Raw genomic sequence first — 14812 nt, 5'->3', positions numbered from 1 at the left:
GTCTAACGCTGGGAGTCGAGGATGCCGGAGTCGTAGGCCTTCTGGACTTCAGCTTGGTGCTCCTCGAAGGTGTTGGTGAAGATCGTGGTGCCGTCGTGGTCGATCGTGACGAAGAACAGCCACTCGCCGTCAGCCGGGTGCTCCATCGCGTGGATTGCTTCATCCGACGGAGAGGCAATCGGTGTCTCCGGCAGTCCTTCCTTAGCGTAGGTGTTCCACGGCGTTTGCCTCTGGCGGTCAGAGTCGCCGGTGGCCAGCTCCACGGATTCCAGGTCGTAGTTGACGGTGGAGTCGAACTCGAGGCGCATCGGCTCGTCGAGGCGGTTGAGGATGACACGGGCAACCTTGTCGAACTCCCCTGCCGGTGCCTCGCGCTCCACGAGGGAGGCAGCGACGAGCAGGTCGTACGGGCTCAGGCCGATCGCCTGGGCACGGCCGACAATGTCGGTGCTGTTGTACTTGTCGGCCGAGCGAGTGACCAGATCAGTGAGAATCGTTTGGGCGTCAGCGCTCGGGTCGACGATGTATTCGCCCGGGGCGATGAGGCCCTCGAGACGCTTCGGGTCGCCCTTGCGCGCCTCGACTGGCTGGATCGCCCACTCAGGCACGCCGAGGGAGGCAGGGTCGGCGTTGGCAGCGACGTCATGAAGCTGCTCAGCGCTCACGCAGCCCTCGGCATCGCCGTCTGGGCCGCAGGTGACTGTGGAGATGTTGGAGTAAATACCAAAGCGCGTTTCTCCACCGACAACGCGGACATCCATCAACGTCGAACCACCCGGGATCTTCAGCAAGTCGATCTTGTTGGCGGGGTCGAGCAGTGCTGCAACAGCAGCCTCAGCACTCATCTTCTCCTGCAGACGGTAGAAACCGGGCTGGATGCTGTCGGCGTCCGGGGTCGACATTGCCGCAGCTTGGAAAGACTGGTCAGAGCGGACCACGCCCTCCTCTTGCAACGCTGGGCCCATTTGGCTTAGCGTCGTGCCCTCGGGGATCTCGACGACCTTCTCCACACCGTTGCCGGCACCTTGGAAGTCGCCGCCGTTAGACATCGAGCGTGCAACGGCGATGTAGACGATCGCTCCGATGATGAGCAGAATAGACGCCACCAGCACCGCGATGCCGCGGGTGCGCCCTTGGGAAGTCCTAGCCGAGCTCACGTTGTCGTCTCCTTGAGGTTGAGCTGATTAGCGCGGCCGTCCAGCCACGATTGGAGAATAGCCACAGCGGCTGCTTGATCAATCACAGCACGACCGTCGCGGGCGTTCACCCCAGACAAGCGCAACGCATTGGTTGCCTCGACGGTGGTGAGCCGCTCATCTGCGAAGCGGACAGGAACGTCCGGGTTGCGGCGACCAATCCGGAAAGCAATCTCCTTGGCGTGCTTGACGCTTGAGGAACCGTTTCCCTTCAGATCGCGCGGCAATCCGACGACGACCTCTACAGCGTCATATTCGCTAATGATGTCGAGTAAGCGGTCAATGTCCGCACCATCGCGGTCTTTGAAACCGGTCACGCGCTCCACAGTCTCCACCGGGGTGGCCAACAGACCATCCCGGTCAGAAGAAGCCACACCGATCCGAACAGTGCCCACATCGATACCGATGCGGCGCCCCGGACCGGGATCGTCGACCCCGGGGGTATCCGGCTGGATCTTCATGTCGTGGACCTCAATATTGCTATGGAAACTACGGAGAACGCAGCGTCTTTCCTATGTTGTCAGTGTCGTGATCGATCTGTGACCTAACAGCACCCTAGCTTATACTTTTCCGATTTCTTCACGCAGGGCCGTGAATCCAGCCTCGATTCCGGAGGCGTCGGAACCGGATCCCTGCGCCAGGTCCGGCTTTCCTCCGCCCTTGCCGCCGACGTAGCCACCGAACATGCCAACATACTGACCAGCCTTGATGCCCTTATCGACGGCACCCGGTGTTGCCGCCACCGCGAACGGCACCTTGCCGTCGGTGCTAGATGCCAGCACGATGACAGCCGGATCGCTGCCCAAGCGGCCGCGCAGGTCGGTGGCCATGGTGCGCATGTCGCCGCCAGTAAGGCCGTCCGGAAGCTTCACGGCAAGGAACTTGATGTCTCCTATCGTCTCCGCCTGCTTGACCAGTTCGCCGGTCTGGTTGGCCAGCTCCTTCTTGCGTAGGTTCTCGATCTCCTTCTCCGCCGCGCGCAGGCGCTCAGTGAGTTGGGCGATGCGCTCTGGAAGCTGGTCGGTCGGGGTCTTCAGCTCCTCTGCCAGGCCGCTAGCGAGTGCTGCTTCCTTGGAGAAGAACGCGAAAGAGTCCATGCCCGAGTAGGCCTCAATACGGCGCGCACCGGAACCGACGGAAGATTCACCCAGCACAGCCACCGGGCCGATCTGGGACGAGTGCTCCACGTGGGTACCGCCACACAGCTCGATGGAGAACGGGCCGCCGATCTCCACGACGCGGACCTCATCGCCGTAGTTCTCACCGAACAGCGCCATCGCTCCCATCTCTTTCGCGCGCTCAAGAGATGTCTCAAACGTGTTCACAGCGAAATCGGCGTCCACCGCCTGGTTGGCAATGACTGCGATCTCGTCGAGCTGCGCCGAGGTGAGCTGATCGGTGTAGTTGAAGTCGAAGCGCAGGTAGCCCGGCTTATTCATCGACCCAGCCTGGACAGCGGTCGGGCCGAGCACCTGGCGCAGCGCGGCGTGGATGAGGTGGGTGGCGGTGTGCGCCTGACGGGCGCCGTGGCGCCACGTCGGGTTCACCTCCGTGCGCACTGTTTGACCCAGGTCGAGCCCGCCGTTTTCCACGGTCGCCTTGTGGACCCAGAGCTTCTTGTTGCCCACCTTCTGCACGTCGTGCACGGACAGGACGGTGTCGCCCACGACAATGCGGCCGCGGTCAGCCAGCTGGCCGCCGCCCTCGGCATACATCGGGGTGATGTCCAGGATGACCTCGACCTCATCACCCTGGCCGACCTCACCGACCTTCTCACCGCCGCGGACCAGCCCGATGACCTTCGAGTCATGGTCAAGAGTGTCGAAGCCAACGAACTCGGTGGGGTGCGCGTCGACCCATTCGCGGTACAGCGACTCGTCGATATTTCCCGTCTTCTTAGCCTTGCTATCAGCCTTGGCGCGGTCGCGCTGCTCCTTCATCGCAGCATCGAACGCAGCCATGTCCACCTCGAGGCCAGCTTCGGCGGCCATCTCAAGGGTGAGGTCAATCGGGAAGCCGTAGGTATCGTGCAGCTCAAACGCTTGCCCACCCGGCAAAACGGTTTGGCCGGAACCCTTGACGGTCGCAGCGGCTTCGTCGAAACGGTGGGTGCCGGACTCCAGCGTCTTCAGGAAGGCCTTTTCCTCGTTGACGGCCACGCGCAGGATGCGCTCGCGGTTCTGCTCAATCTCCGGGAAAGACGGGGCCATCGTGTCCATGATCGTGTTCATGAACGTCTCGATGGTGGTGCCCTGCGCACCGAGCAGGCGCGCCGAGCGGACAATGCGGCGCAACAAGCGGCGCAAGATGTAGCCGCGCCCCTCGTTCGACGGCGTGACACCGTCAAGGATGATCATCATTGCGGTGCGGGAATGATCGGCGATGACGCGGAAGCGGACGTCGGAAAGCTCCCCTTCTTTACCCCCCGCACCGTACGTGGTGCCCGTGAGCTTCTCCGTCGCCTCAATGACCGGGTGCAGCAAGTCAGTCTCGTAGACGTTGTCCACACCCTGCAGGATGCAGGCGAGACGCTCAATGCCCAGGCCGGTATCGATGTTCTTGTTCGGCAGCTCACCGAGAATCTCGAAGCCGCCCTTCTTGTCGCCCTCGCCGCGGATGGACTCCATGAAGACCAGGTTCCAGATCTCCATGTAGCGGTTGTCGTCAGCGATCGGACCGCCTTCCTTGCCGTGCTCGGGCCCGCGGTCGTAGTAGATCTCGGAGCTCGGGCCGCACGGGCCAGGCACGCCCATGGACCAGAAGTTGTCCTCCATGCCCATCCGCTGAATGCGCTCTGCCGGCACGCCGATCTTGTTCTCCCAGATCTCAGCAGCCTCATCGTCCTCGGTGTACACCGTCACCCACAGGCGCTCGGGGTCCAGGCCGAAGCCACCGTCGGCCTGGCTATTGGTCAGCAGCGACCACGCCAGCTCAATCGCTCCCTCTTTGAAGTACTGACCGAAGGAGAAGTTGCCCGCCATCTGGAAAAACGTGTTGTGGCGGGTGGTGATGCCCACTTCCTCAATGTCCAGAGTGCGCACGCATTTCTGGATGGACGTGGCCGTGCCGCTGTCGAACGGCGGGGTCTGCTGGCCGAGGAAGTACGGCTTGAACGGCACCATGCCTGCGTTGACGAACAGCAGGGTGGGGTCGTCGAGGATCAGCGAGGCACTGGGCACCGGGATGTGGCCGGCGTCGACGAAGTGCTGGGTGAAGCGGTCCCTGATTTCGTGGGTCTGCACAGACGTGTCCTTTGCGGGTCGTTGGACTTTTCTCGTCCAGCTACTTTACCCGCGGACCATTCCTCGCAGTCGCTCGGCGTAGTCCTGGATGCGCTTTTCGGCGCCGTGCCCGGTGGGCTCGTAGTAGCGCGCTTCATCCAGCCCCTCTGGAATGTAGCGCTGCTTGACCACACCGCGTGGATCGTCGTGCGGATACACATACCCCACCGCGTTCCCGATCTTTTTAGCCCCCTCATAATGGCCGTCGCGCAGGTGGGGTGGGACGGTCCCGGATTTGCCAGCGCGGACGTCAGCAAGCGCGGCGTCAATCGCTTTGATGACCGACGGCGACTTCGGCGCTGTCGCGAGATGAATCGTGGCCTGCGCCAGCGGGAGCCGGCCCTCCGGCATGCCGATGAACTGCACCGCCTCGGCCGCAGCGGTGGCTGCTTGCAGCGCGGACGGGTCGGCCATGCCAATGTCCTCGGAGGCGTGAATGACCAGCCGGCGGGCAATGAACCGCGGGTCCTCCCCTGCCTCAATCATCCGGGCGAGGTAGTGCAAGGCCGCATCGACATCGGAACCACGGATGGACTTGATGAAGGCTGAGATGACGTCGTAATGCTGATCGCCATCACGGTCGTAGCGCACCACAGCGCGGTCGACGCTGCGGGAAACCACATCAGCGGTGATCGTCCCATCGGCCCCTTCTGCGGCCGCCTCAAGGTACGTCAGCGCGCGGCGGGCGTCACCGCCGGCGAGCGTCACCAGCTGCTCCCGCGCCTCCGGTTCTAAGGTCACCGAGCCATTCAGGCCTCGTTCCGAGGACACGGCGCGGTCGACGACGGAGGCAATATCAGCGTCGGAAAGCGACTCAAGCCGCAGCAACAGCGACCGCGATAGCAATGGCGCCACCACACTGAATGAGGGGTTCTCCGTGGTCGCCGCGACAAGCAGCACCGTGCGGTTTTCCACCGCGGCCAACAGCGCGTCCTGCTGTGTTTTGGAGAAACGGTGGACCTCGTCAATGAACAGTACTGTGCGCTGGCCGCGGGCGAGATTGCGCCGAGCGCCGTCCAGCACCTCGCGCACCTGCTTGACACCCGACGACAGCGCCGACAAACCGACAAAGTTCTGCCCCATCGCCGCCGCGATGAGGGAGGCGATCGTAGTCTTGCCCGTGCCGGGCGGTCCGTAGAGAATCACGGACGCTTCACCCGATCCCTCGACGAGACGGCGCAGCGGGCGGCCTTCACCGAGCAAGTGGTCCTGTCCGACGAGCTCATCGAGCGTGCGCGGGCGCATGCGTGCTGCCAGCGGCGCAGACGCCCCAGCCTCGAAGAACGCAGTGCCGCGCTCCCCTGCGGACGCCGCGGCGTCAGAGAGGTCGGAGAACAGCCCTCCCTGCGTCACTTCAACCGCTCCGCGACGTGAGAGGCGAAATCAGCGATGACGGCGTTGCGCGGTGTGTCGCCGGCTGCGGCGTACCACGCCAACGCAGAGAAAGCATCGCCGATGTCGCGGCGGATCGCTTTCTCCACCGCGGTGAAGTCGGTGTGGGCTGGGGAACGCAACACACTCGCGCCACGCTCCACGTCTTCTTCCAGCGCCTCGGGATCCTGGACGAGCTCGTAGTTGCCGTTGTCCGCCATGATCCAGCCGCCGCCGTAACGCGTCGTTCCGCGCGGCTCTTCGCCGTCCAGGTACAGCAGCGAGACACTGAAGAACGCCCAGCCAACCAGCGCAGCTGTAATGCGGGAGTGCAGTGTTTCAGTGTTCTGCAAGGCCGGCCACACGCCGGCGACCTCGGCAATCCACGCCTCCAGGAACACCTTCGTCTCCGCCTCGCTGATCGGGCGGGCGGAAATGTACTGCGGGAAGCCCGCGATGACACCAGCTACGTCGAAGATGACGTCACGGAACCCGGCCCACTCATAGTCGAGGAACTGGGTGCGGTCGGCGAAAATGATGTTGTCCGGCGAGAGATCGAACGGCGTGAACGCGCGCGATTCGCCGTGCAGCATGTGCACCTGCACCGTGCCGGCAATGTCGGCGACGTCCGCGGGCACATCAATCCCAGCGCGGCGGACGATCTCCAAGCCGTCGAGGATGCGGTTTTCCAGCATCGATTCGCGCATCGCCTGAATCTCTCGGGCACCGTCCCTCGCGCGTACCATCCGGGCCAGCAGAGTGTTGAAGCTCAGCTCCGCGCCTGCCGTGCCAGCGTGCATCTTGCCCAGCGACGTGCCAAGGTTGCGCAACAGCCGAATGCGCTGCTCTTCGTCCGAGTTTTCCAGCAAGGTAGCCAGCGTGTCGCCGTCGCCAGAGTCGGTGAGAATGATCGCGTGCTGCTCAAGGTCGTAGCCCAGCATCACGGGCCCCGGACGCGCTTCTTCGCTTAACGACGTTGTGAACTGGTACGCCACCACTTCCCGCAGAAAAGCAGCGTCATCGATCGGATCATCGGTCTGTGGCGAGTACTTGACCACGACGGAGCGGTACGACAGGAAGGGGTTGTTGGCCACACGCAGTCGCAGCACCACCGTGCCACTGGCGCCAGAGAGTTCCTCCGGTTCAGTCAGGTGCTGTTGCCCGCCGTAACGCTGCGTGAGCACCGCTTCGGCGACGGCAATGATCTGCTGCTGGTCCAACATGGCGTGTGCCCTCGCTACTGGCCGGGCGTGCCTGCTTCATTGAGGGACGCTTCGTCGCCGAGTTTCACCTCGTTGTCCGCGCCCGCAGCAGCCTCATTCGGCTTCTTCTCCGGCTTGAAGTCAACTCCGGTCTCCTTGCGCTGTGCAGCCGGAATCGGTCCCGGAGCGTCCGTCAGCGGGTCGACGCCGCCGCCGGACTTCGGGAAAGCGATGACGTCGCGGATGGAGTCGAAGCCGCCCAGCAGGGAGACAATGCGGTCCCAGCCGAAGGCGATGCCGCCGTGGGGCGGGGCTCCGAAGGAGAAAGCGTCGAGCAGGAAGCCGAACTTCTCCTGCGCTTCCTCATCACCAATGCCCATGACGTCGAAGACGCGCTTTTGCACATCCTGGTTGTGGATACGGATCGAGCCGCCGCCGATCTCGTTACCGTTGCAGACAATGTCGTAGGCGTAGGCCAGAGCCTCACCCGGCTCCTTGTCAAAGCTGTCCAGGTACTCCGGCTTCGGCGAGGTGAAGGCGTGGTGCACGGCCGTCCACTGGGAGTTGCCCAATGCGACGTCGCCGGATGCCGTGGCGTCCGCTGCGGGCTCGAACATCGGGGCGTCGACGACCCAGGTGAAGGCCCACGCGTCATCGTCGATAAGCCCGAGCTTGTTGGCGATCTCACCGCGTGCGGCACCGAGAAGCGCACGCGAAGATTTCGTGTCGCCGGCGGCGAAGAAGATGCAGTCGCCCGGCTTCGCGCCCACGTGCGCGGCAATGCCTTCGCGCTCAGCGTCGGTGATGTTCTTTGCCACGGGACCAGACAGCTCGCCGTCCTCCCCGATGAGGATGTACGCCAGGCCCTTGGCGCCGCGTTGCTTTGCCCATTCCTGCCAAGCGTCGAGCTGGCGGCGCGGCTGGGAGGCACCGCCCTCCATGACGACGGCGCCGACGTACTCGTTCTGGAAGACGCGGAAGGTGGTGTCCTTGAAGAAGTCGGTGCACTCCACCAGCTCGATGTCGAAGCGCAGGTCCGGCTTGTCGGAGCCGTACTTCTCCATCGCTTCCTTGTAGGTCATGCGCGGAATCGGTGTGGGGATCTCGTAGCCGATGAGCTTCCACAGCTCCACCACGATTTCCTCGGCGAGCTCAATAATGTCGTCCTGGTCGACAAAGCTGGCCTCAATATCCAGCTGGGTGAATTCCGGCTGGCGGTCGGCGCGGAAGTCCTCGTCGCGGTAGCAGCGCGCGATTTGGAAGTAGCGCTCCATGCCGGCCACCATGAGCAGCTGCTTGAACAGCTGCGGCGACTGCGGCAGCGCGTACCAGGAACCCGGGCGCAGACGGGCCGGGACGAGGAAGTCACGGGCACCTTCCGGGGTGGAACGCGTCAGCGTCGGGGTTTCGATTTCCACGAACTCGTGCTTGCTCAGCACGTCGCGGGCAGCCTTGTTGGCCTTCGAGCGCAAACGCAGGGCTTCGGCCTGGCGCTCACGGCGCAGATCCAGGTAGCGGTAGCGCAGGCGGGTTTCCTCGCCGACCTCGCCGGAAGAGAAGTCTTCGACCTGGAACGGCAAGGCCGCAGACTTGGACAGCACCTCAAGCTCGGTGGCGTTGACCTCGATCTCCCCAGAGGCCAGGTTCGGGTTTGCAGAGCCCTCCGGACGCGGTTCCACCACACCGGTGACCTTGACACAGAACTCGCTGCGCAGGTCGTGAGCGGCCTCAGCGACATCAGACTCACGGAAGACCACCTGCGCGTAACCGGAACGGTCACGCAAATCAATGAAGATCACGCCGCCGTGGTCACGGCGACGACCAACCCAGCCGGTGAGGGTGACGGTCTGGCCGTCCATGTCTTTACGGAGATCTCCCGCAAGGTGAGTGCGCAGCACGGTGTACTCCACGTCCTTCCACGTTTCGAGCTTGAACGATTGCGTTTAACTCCCGCGAGTCTACCCAATGGCCCGACCACTCCCACGAACGGCTGTTCTCCACGGTTCGCGTCGACTATGACCCGGTGCTGTGGCAGTTCACGGCAGCAGTGGCGCGATGCTGTGGCACAATTCACGTATGACGTTCAAGAGCGGTGTGACCCCGACGGGTCAAGGTGTAAGCACCTCCGGCGGCAGCGGCCGCCGTGGCGGTGGCGGTATGCCCATCATGGTTGGCGGCGGCGGACTGGGCACCCTGGTCCTCGTCGCTTTGTTCCTCTTGCTGGGCGGCGGGGGCGGTGGCGGCGGTACATCGCCCGCCCCGCAAGGCCAGGGCCAGCACAGCGAGCAGGGTGGCGACGGCTTCGATCTGGCCCAGTGCCAGCGCGAAGGTGCTGTCAACGAGATTCCGGAGTGCCGCGCTGCTGCCACCGCAGATTCTTTGAACAACATTTGGGGCGGGGTCCTGCCGGAGCAGGCGGGCATCGACTACTCCATGCCGAACATGCGCATGTTTGAAGGCGACGTACAGACCGGCTGCGGTTTCGCCAGCGCTGACACCGGCCCGTTCTACTGCCCGCGGGACAAGACGATCTATATTGACGTGAGCTTTTACAACCAGCTCGAGCGCATGGGCGGTTCTGACGGCTCTCTGTCACAGATGTACGTCGTCGCCCACGAGTGGGGCCACCACCTTCAGAACCTCGAAGGCACCCTGGGCCTGAGTGACTACAACAACCCAGGCGAAGACTCTGCTGCGGTCGCCATTGAGCTGCAAGCCGACTGCTACGCCGGTGTGTGGGCATCCCGCGCCGACAAGGGCGAGGACGCCATGCTGGAACCGATCACTGAAGAGCAGGTCAAGCAAGCAGTCCAGACCGCCCGCGCGATCGGCGACGACCACATCCAGGAGCAGTCGGGCCGCGAGGTCAACCCTGACGCGTGGACCCACGGTTCATCCGAGCAGCGCCAGCAGCTCTTCCTCGCCGGCTACAACTCCGGCTCCATGTCCCAGTGCGACACCCTAAACCGCGGCGCCTACAAGTAGACCCCTTTCACTGAGTAGTTATGAGCGAACCCACCAACCGTGCCGTCCCCTTCATGGCCGCCTTCAACGACATTGAGAGCTTTCTCCGCACCGCTTTGGACGCGAAGAAGTCGGACAGCTTCAACTGGATGGTCTCCAAGGCGGAGAAGAAGAACATTGTCACCCCCGCCCAGGCCAACGACCTGAAAGAGTTCGCCAGCCTCCGCAACGCCATTAGCCATGGTGAGTGGCAGGACTTCCGCCCCATCGCCGAGCCGCTGGCGGAGACGGTCGCGGAGATCGAGCGGATCCGCGACCAGCTTCTCGATCCCCCGCTGGCCATCGACATCCTCGGCCACCAGGACGTGATCACGTTCTCACCCGATGACGACATTCACGAGCCCCTGCGCGTCATCCGTGACACCGGTATCTCCCAGTTCCCCGTTTACGACGACCGCCAGTGCATTGGTGTCCTCACCACAAACACCATCGCTCGCTGGCTCGCTGAGGACCTGGCTGAAGACGACACCATTAGCGCCAAGCCCGTCGGAGAGATCCTCTCCCACAATGAGCCCAAAGACCACGCGATCTTCATGCCGCGCACTGCCACTGCAGTCGAGGTCATTCACGCGCTCACCTCGCCCGGCAACGAGCGCACACTCCCCCGCTTGGTCATCATCACCGAGCACGGGAACCCGAACCAGCAGCCGCTGTGCGTGGTTACTGCCTCCAATTTGCCCGCGCTTTTCGACGCCGCTTAGCCCCCGGCCCCTCACCGCAGCCCCCGGAACGAACGCTCCCGGTTCATCCCGCCCCGCCGTGAACATATAAAGGCTTTGTGATTTTCGTGCCGTTGAAATCGGCTGCACAAACGCCCAGTTCAGTTGTTACTTATGGGACAGGAGTTACTTGACGCGTGGACGGCACGAAAATGCGGCTCCCTGAACGCGCTCGCGCCCGCCACCCCGGCCCCCGGGTTTAATCAGCGAGCTCCTGCCCGAGCGGGCGCGCCAGCACGAGTCGCACGAGGTACAGCGCAACGGCGGGAATGAAGAAGAACGCCAGTGGCACTGATAGGGCAACCGGCAGTTTGATCGCGACAAGCGCTGCTCCTGCCACGACAAGGACAGCGATGACTGTGCGGCCGAGGAACCGGAACGTGTTCTGAATCGCAGCTGTAGCCAGTTCCACGAAACCATCCCGGTCCTCCTCCGCAGGCAATGAGGCGAGGGCAAAGAACCACACCGTGATGCCGGCGATCATGATCGCCCCGGAGAGAGCAAGCCCTTGAATGACGGTGAGTGCAGCACCGTCGATACCAGCTTGGAACACCACGAATTGCTGGTAAACCAGCAGCGCACCCGCCAGAAGCAGCAGGATCCAGTAGAGGGATACGCTCTTCCACCGCACGGTGAGGTGCCGGATGAACATGAGCCCATAACGGGATCCCCGCCCCTGCACCATGTCCCCGACCACGGCGTTCGCGGCGCGCCACGCGGCACCCCCGGTCACCACCGGTAAGGATGTGACCACCAACAGCATGTTGAGGATCACGATGTCCGCGAGCAGCGTGAACGCCGCCATGAACTTCGAGTCGGGGTGGAAGATCTGCATGTGCTCTCGCAGCTAGCCCTTCACAGCACCTGCGGCGACGCCTTCGATGATGTGCTTCTGTGCGGCGACGTAGAAGATGATGATCGGGGTGATGGCCAGCACCAGCATGGCCATCATCGCACCGAGGTCGCGGTCGCCCTGGGATCCGATGAACTGCTGGATGACAACCGGGATGGTGCGGTACGGGGTGGACAGGCCGATGACCAGGTACGGCAGGAGGTAGTCGTTCCAGATCCACATGGCGTTGAGGATGGCCACGGTGATGGCCGTGGGCTTGAGCATCGGAAGGACAACGCGGAAGAACGTCGCCAGCGGCGAGCACCCATCGATGTAGGCGGCCTCCTCAATCTCGAGCGGAATGGATTTCACGAATCCGGAGAACATGAACACGGACAATCCGGCACCGAAGCCGAGGTAGAGCACGACCATGCCCAGCGGGTTGGCCAAGCCGAGCCGGTCGGCGATGACGACAGTCGGGAACATGACCATCTGGAACGGGATGACCATCGAGAACACGAAGGCGTAGTACAGGCCGTTGGTCCACCACGTCTTCACACGGGTGATGTAGTAGGCGGTCATCGCGGAGAAGAACACGATCACCACGACAGAGCTAATCGTGATCACGAACGACCACACGATCGCCCATCCAAACCCTTCGCCCTGCACACCAGTGACGTAGTTGGTCAGCCCAGCCCACAGCTCACCCACCGGCAGCGCGAACGGGTTGGTGGAAATGGCGAAACGGTCTTTGAACGAGTTCAACAGGATGAAGAAGATCGGCCCGAGGAACACAACGGTCAGGAAGATCAGCACTGCATAAATGAGGACCTTCGCACCGCCGGACACTGTGGATTCGTCGGCAGCGGCGCGTTTGTTGCTTTTCGACGGCGTCTTCATCCCGGCTGCTTCAGTCTCTCCTTCGACAGCTTTATCGGTTGCGTTGATGCTGGTAGTCATGATTTAAGCCTCCACTTCCCGGCTGCGGGTGGCGCGCAGCTGGAACATTGCGATGGCGACGACTACGACGACGAAGATGACTGCCTTCGCCTGCCCCACGCCTTCGGCGCCCACGCGGTTGAACATGGTCTTGACAATGTTGAGGGCGACCATTTCGGTCTCGCCTCCGGGTGCGCCGTCGGTAAGCGCCAAGTTCTGGTCGTAGACCTTGAACGTGTTCGACAGCGTCAGGAACAAGCAGATGGTGATTGACGGCATCATCAGCGGAATGGTCACGTGACGCAGCTCTTCCCATTTGGACACACCGTCGATCTCAGCGGCCTCGATGAGTTCCGGCGGGACGTTCTGGAGCCCGGCGATGTAGATGATCATCATGTACCCGATGAGCTGCCAGTTCATCAGCATGATCAGGCCGGCGTATCCGAAGCGCCAGTCTGCGGCGATCGTGGTCTCGTAGTTCGCCAGCACAGCGTTGATCATCGACTGCCAGGTGTAACCGAGCACGATGCCGCCGATCAGGTTCGGCATGAAGAACACCGTGCGGAAGAAGTTGGTGCCGCGCAGTTTCCGCGTCAGCGTCCACGCGATTGCGAAGGCGATGACGTTGACGGTGATGATGGACACCACCGCCACCAGGATGGTGAAGAGCAGCGCTGAAACGAACCCTTCACGCTCGGAGAAAACGCGCGCATAGTTGTCCAGGCCGACCCAGGTGGCATCGGTAATAGTGGTGAAGTCAGTGAATGATAGCGCCGTACCGACGAGGAACGGCACGAAGAACGCGATGCCGAATGCGATCAGTGTCGGCAGCACGAAGATGGGGAAATATTTCTTCAGTGTCTCTTGCATGGTGTGGTCCCTTGGTTGCTCCCGGTCCGCCTAATCCATCAAGGCGATCTGGTTGTCCATCTCGTACGTCCAGTCCTCTTTGAGCTTGCGCACGAGGTCCTCCCACGACATGTTTCCGTTGGCGTACTGCGCAAGGTTCTGGCCGTACAGGTCGCGGAACTGCTGGTTCGGTGAGTACTGGAAGTCCCACGGGAGGGCCTCGACGGAGTCGTCGTTAAGCGCTTCCTGCACTTGGCGTGCAAGCGGATCTTCTGGAACGTCGTCGATGCCGTAGTTCTCAAACGGGGCGATGAAGCCCAACTCGTTGATGACGAGCTCCTTGCCGCGTTCGGACAGGAAGAGCCAGTCAAGGAAGTCTTGCGTGGCCTGCTGGTCTTCTTCGCTGGCCTTGTTGTTGACTGACAGGAAGTTCTCAGTGCCCACGTTGAGTCCGACTTCTTCCTCGTTCGGCAGCCCCATGTACATGGGCATGAACTTGATCTTGTCCTCTTTGACGGTGTTGCCGCCCTCCCCGGAAATCTGGCCCCAGGCCCAGTTGCCGTTCTGGACCATCGCGGCCTTGCCAGTGGCGAATTCCGCCATCGCATCGGACACCGCGCGGGCAGGCGCCAAGCTGGGGTTGACGGTGGAGTTTTCCAAGTACAAGTCGAGCAGGTTGTGGTAATTCTCGCCGTAGGTGAACTCAAGCTCCCGCAGATCAGAGAAGTCTTGGACACCGCGGTCTTCAATCTCGTAGTGCAGCGGGCCGTTCATGAGGTGGTTCGTCCACCGCCACTCTTCGCCGGCTCCGAGCGAGGTCGCCGCGAACACGCCCTCGATGCCCAGCTCGTCTTTGCGCGCCTGCATGTCTTCCGCCACGACCTTCAAGTCGTCGAAGGAATTGAGCTCCTCCATCGAGGTGACCTTCGCATCAGGAAGCGCGAAGTAGGCTTCCATGATCTCTTCGTTGTAGAGAATGCCGAAGCCCTCCATCGCGAAGGGAACGCCCACGATCTTGCCGTCCGGATCAGTGATGGGCTGCGCGTCATCCTGCAGCGACGTGGCAATCTCGAAGTCGGACATGTCAGCCAGATAATCCTTCCAGATGCCGTAGCCTTCTTGGCCGTTGATCTGGAACAGCGTCGGCGCGTTGGACTTGGCCATCTCGGCCTTGAGCGTCTGCATGTAGGAACCGGAGGCAGCGGTGACTACTTTGACCGGCACTCCGGTCTCTGCGGTGTATTCCTCGGCGATCTTCTCGAATGCCTCGGCCTGCTCCGGTTTGAAGTTCAGGTAATACACGTTCGGGCCGTTGTTTTGCCCGCAGGCAGTGAGCAGCGACGCGCTCAACCCGACGGCAGCAACAGCCGCCAGTACGCGGGTGGTCGATTGCATGGAA

Annotated in this window: 12 protein-coding genes; 2 read left to right on the top strand and 10 right to left on the bottom strand. The window is 62.5% G+C overall.

Annotated features, from left to right (window positions below):
• Positions 1-2: 2 nt before the first annotated feature.
• The 6 genes from mltG to aspS all read right to left on the bottom strand — a co-directional run bounded on the left by mltG (position 3) and on the right by aspS (position 8948).
• On the bottom strand, positions 3-1157 hold the full coding sequence (gene mltG, locus HMPREF0291_RS07595; RefSeq protein ID WP_005289967.1) for an endolytic transglycosylase MltG: 1155 nt from the start codon (positions 1155-1157) through the stop codon (positions 3-5).
• A complete protein-coding gene (ruvX, locus tag HMPREF0291_RS07590; protein ID WP_005289965.1) occupies positions 1154-1657 on the bottom strand; it encodes a Holliday junction resolvase RuvX in 504 nt (167 codons plus the stop codon). The genes mltG and ruvX overlap by 4 nt, the downstream gene beginning before the upstream one ends.
• A gap of 99 nt (positions 1658-1756) precedes the next feature.
• A complete protein-coding gene (gene alaS, locus HMPREF0291_RS07585; RefSeq protein ID WP_005289964.1) occupies positions 1757-4438 on the bottom strand; it encodes an alanine--tRNA ligase in 2682 nt (893 codons plus the stop codon).
• A gap of 45 nt (positions 4439-4483) precedes the next feature.
• Complete coding sequence (locus tag HMPREF0291_RS07580; RefSeq protein ID WP_005289962.1) at positions 4484-5830, bottom strand: replication-associated recombination protein A; 1347 nt, start codon at positions 5828-5830, stop codon at positions 4484-4486.
• Complete coding sequence (locus HMPREF0291_RS07575; protein ID WP_005289961.1) at positions 5827-7071, bottom strand: phosphotransferase; 1245 nt, start codon at positions 7069-7071, stop codon at positions 5827-5829. The genes HMPREF0291_RS07580 and HMPREF0291_RS07575 overlap by 4 nt, the downstream gene beginning before the upstream one ends.
• 14 nt (positions 7072-7085) lie before the next feature.
• On the bottom strand, positions 7086-8948 hold the full coding sequence (aspS, locus tag HMPREF0291_RS07570) for an aspartate--tRNA ligase (protein WP_040424421.1): 1863 nt from the start codon (positions 8946-8948) through the stop codon (positions 7086-7088).
• Positions 8949-9126: 178 nt separating this feature from the next.
• Here aspS and ypfJ point away from each other — a divergent pair, with 178 nt between their 5' ends.
• Both ypfJ and HMPREF0291_RS07560 read left to right on the top strand, forming a co-directional pair.
• Positions 9127-10035, top strand: coding sequence for a KPN_02809 family neutral zinc metallopeptidase (gene ypfJ, locus HMPREF0291_RS07565; RefSeq protein WP_040423675.1), 909 nt, complete (start codon positions 9127-9129; stop codon positions 10033-10035).
• A gap of 20 nt (positions 10036-10055) precedes the next feature.
• Entirely contained in the window at positions 10056-10775 is a 720-nt protein-coding gene (locus HMPREF0291_RS07560; RefSeq protein ID WP_005289953.1) for a CBS domain-containing protein, read from the top strand.
• A gap of 217 nt (positions 10776-10992) precedes the next feature.
• Here HMPREF0291_RS07560 and HMPREF0291_RS07555 read toward each other — a convergent pair whose 3' ends face one another.
• The 4 genes from HMPREF0291_RS07555 to HMPREF0291_RS07540 form a co-directional block, all read right to left on the bottom strand.
• Positions 10993-11628 (bottom strand): MusI family membrane protein, encoded by a 636-nt coding sequence (locus tag HMPREF0291_RS07555; RefSeq protein WP_005289951.1) that lies wholly within the window; start codon positions 11626-11628, stop codon positions 10993-10995.
• A gap of 12 nt (positions 11629-11640) precedes the next feature.
• On the bottom strand, positions 11641-12525 hold the full coding sequence (locus tag HMPREF0291_RS07550; RefSeq protein WP_040424420.1) for a carbohydrate ABC transporter permease: 885 nt from the start codon (positions 12523-12525) through the stop codon (positions 11641-11643).
• Between the two features lie 63 nt (positions 12526-12588).
• The gene (locus tag HMPREF0291_RS07545; RefSeq protein WP_005289948.1) at positions 12589-13434 is read right to left on the bottom strand and encodes a carbohydrate ABC transporter permease; all 846 of its coding nucleotides are present in this window, start codon (positions 13432-13434) and stop codon (positions 12589-12591) included.
• Positions 13435-13464: 30 nt separating this feature from the next.
• A complete protein-coding gene (locus HMPREF0291_RS07540) occupies positions 13465-14808 on the bottom strand; it encodes an ABC transporter substrate-binding protein (protein WP_040423673.1) in 1344 nt (447 codons plus the stop codon).
• Positions 14809-14812 lie beyond the last annotated feature (4 nt).

The sequence above is a fragment of the Corynebacterium genitalium ATCC 33030 genome (genome assembly GCF_000143825.1).
GTDB lineage: Bacteria > Actinomycetota > Actinomycetes > Mycobacteriales > Mycobacteriaceae > Corynebacterium > Corynebacterium genitalium.
This window is presented reverse-complemented; position numbering and strand designations above follow the sequence as displayed.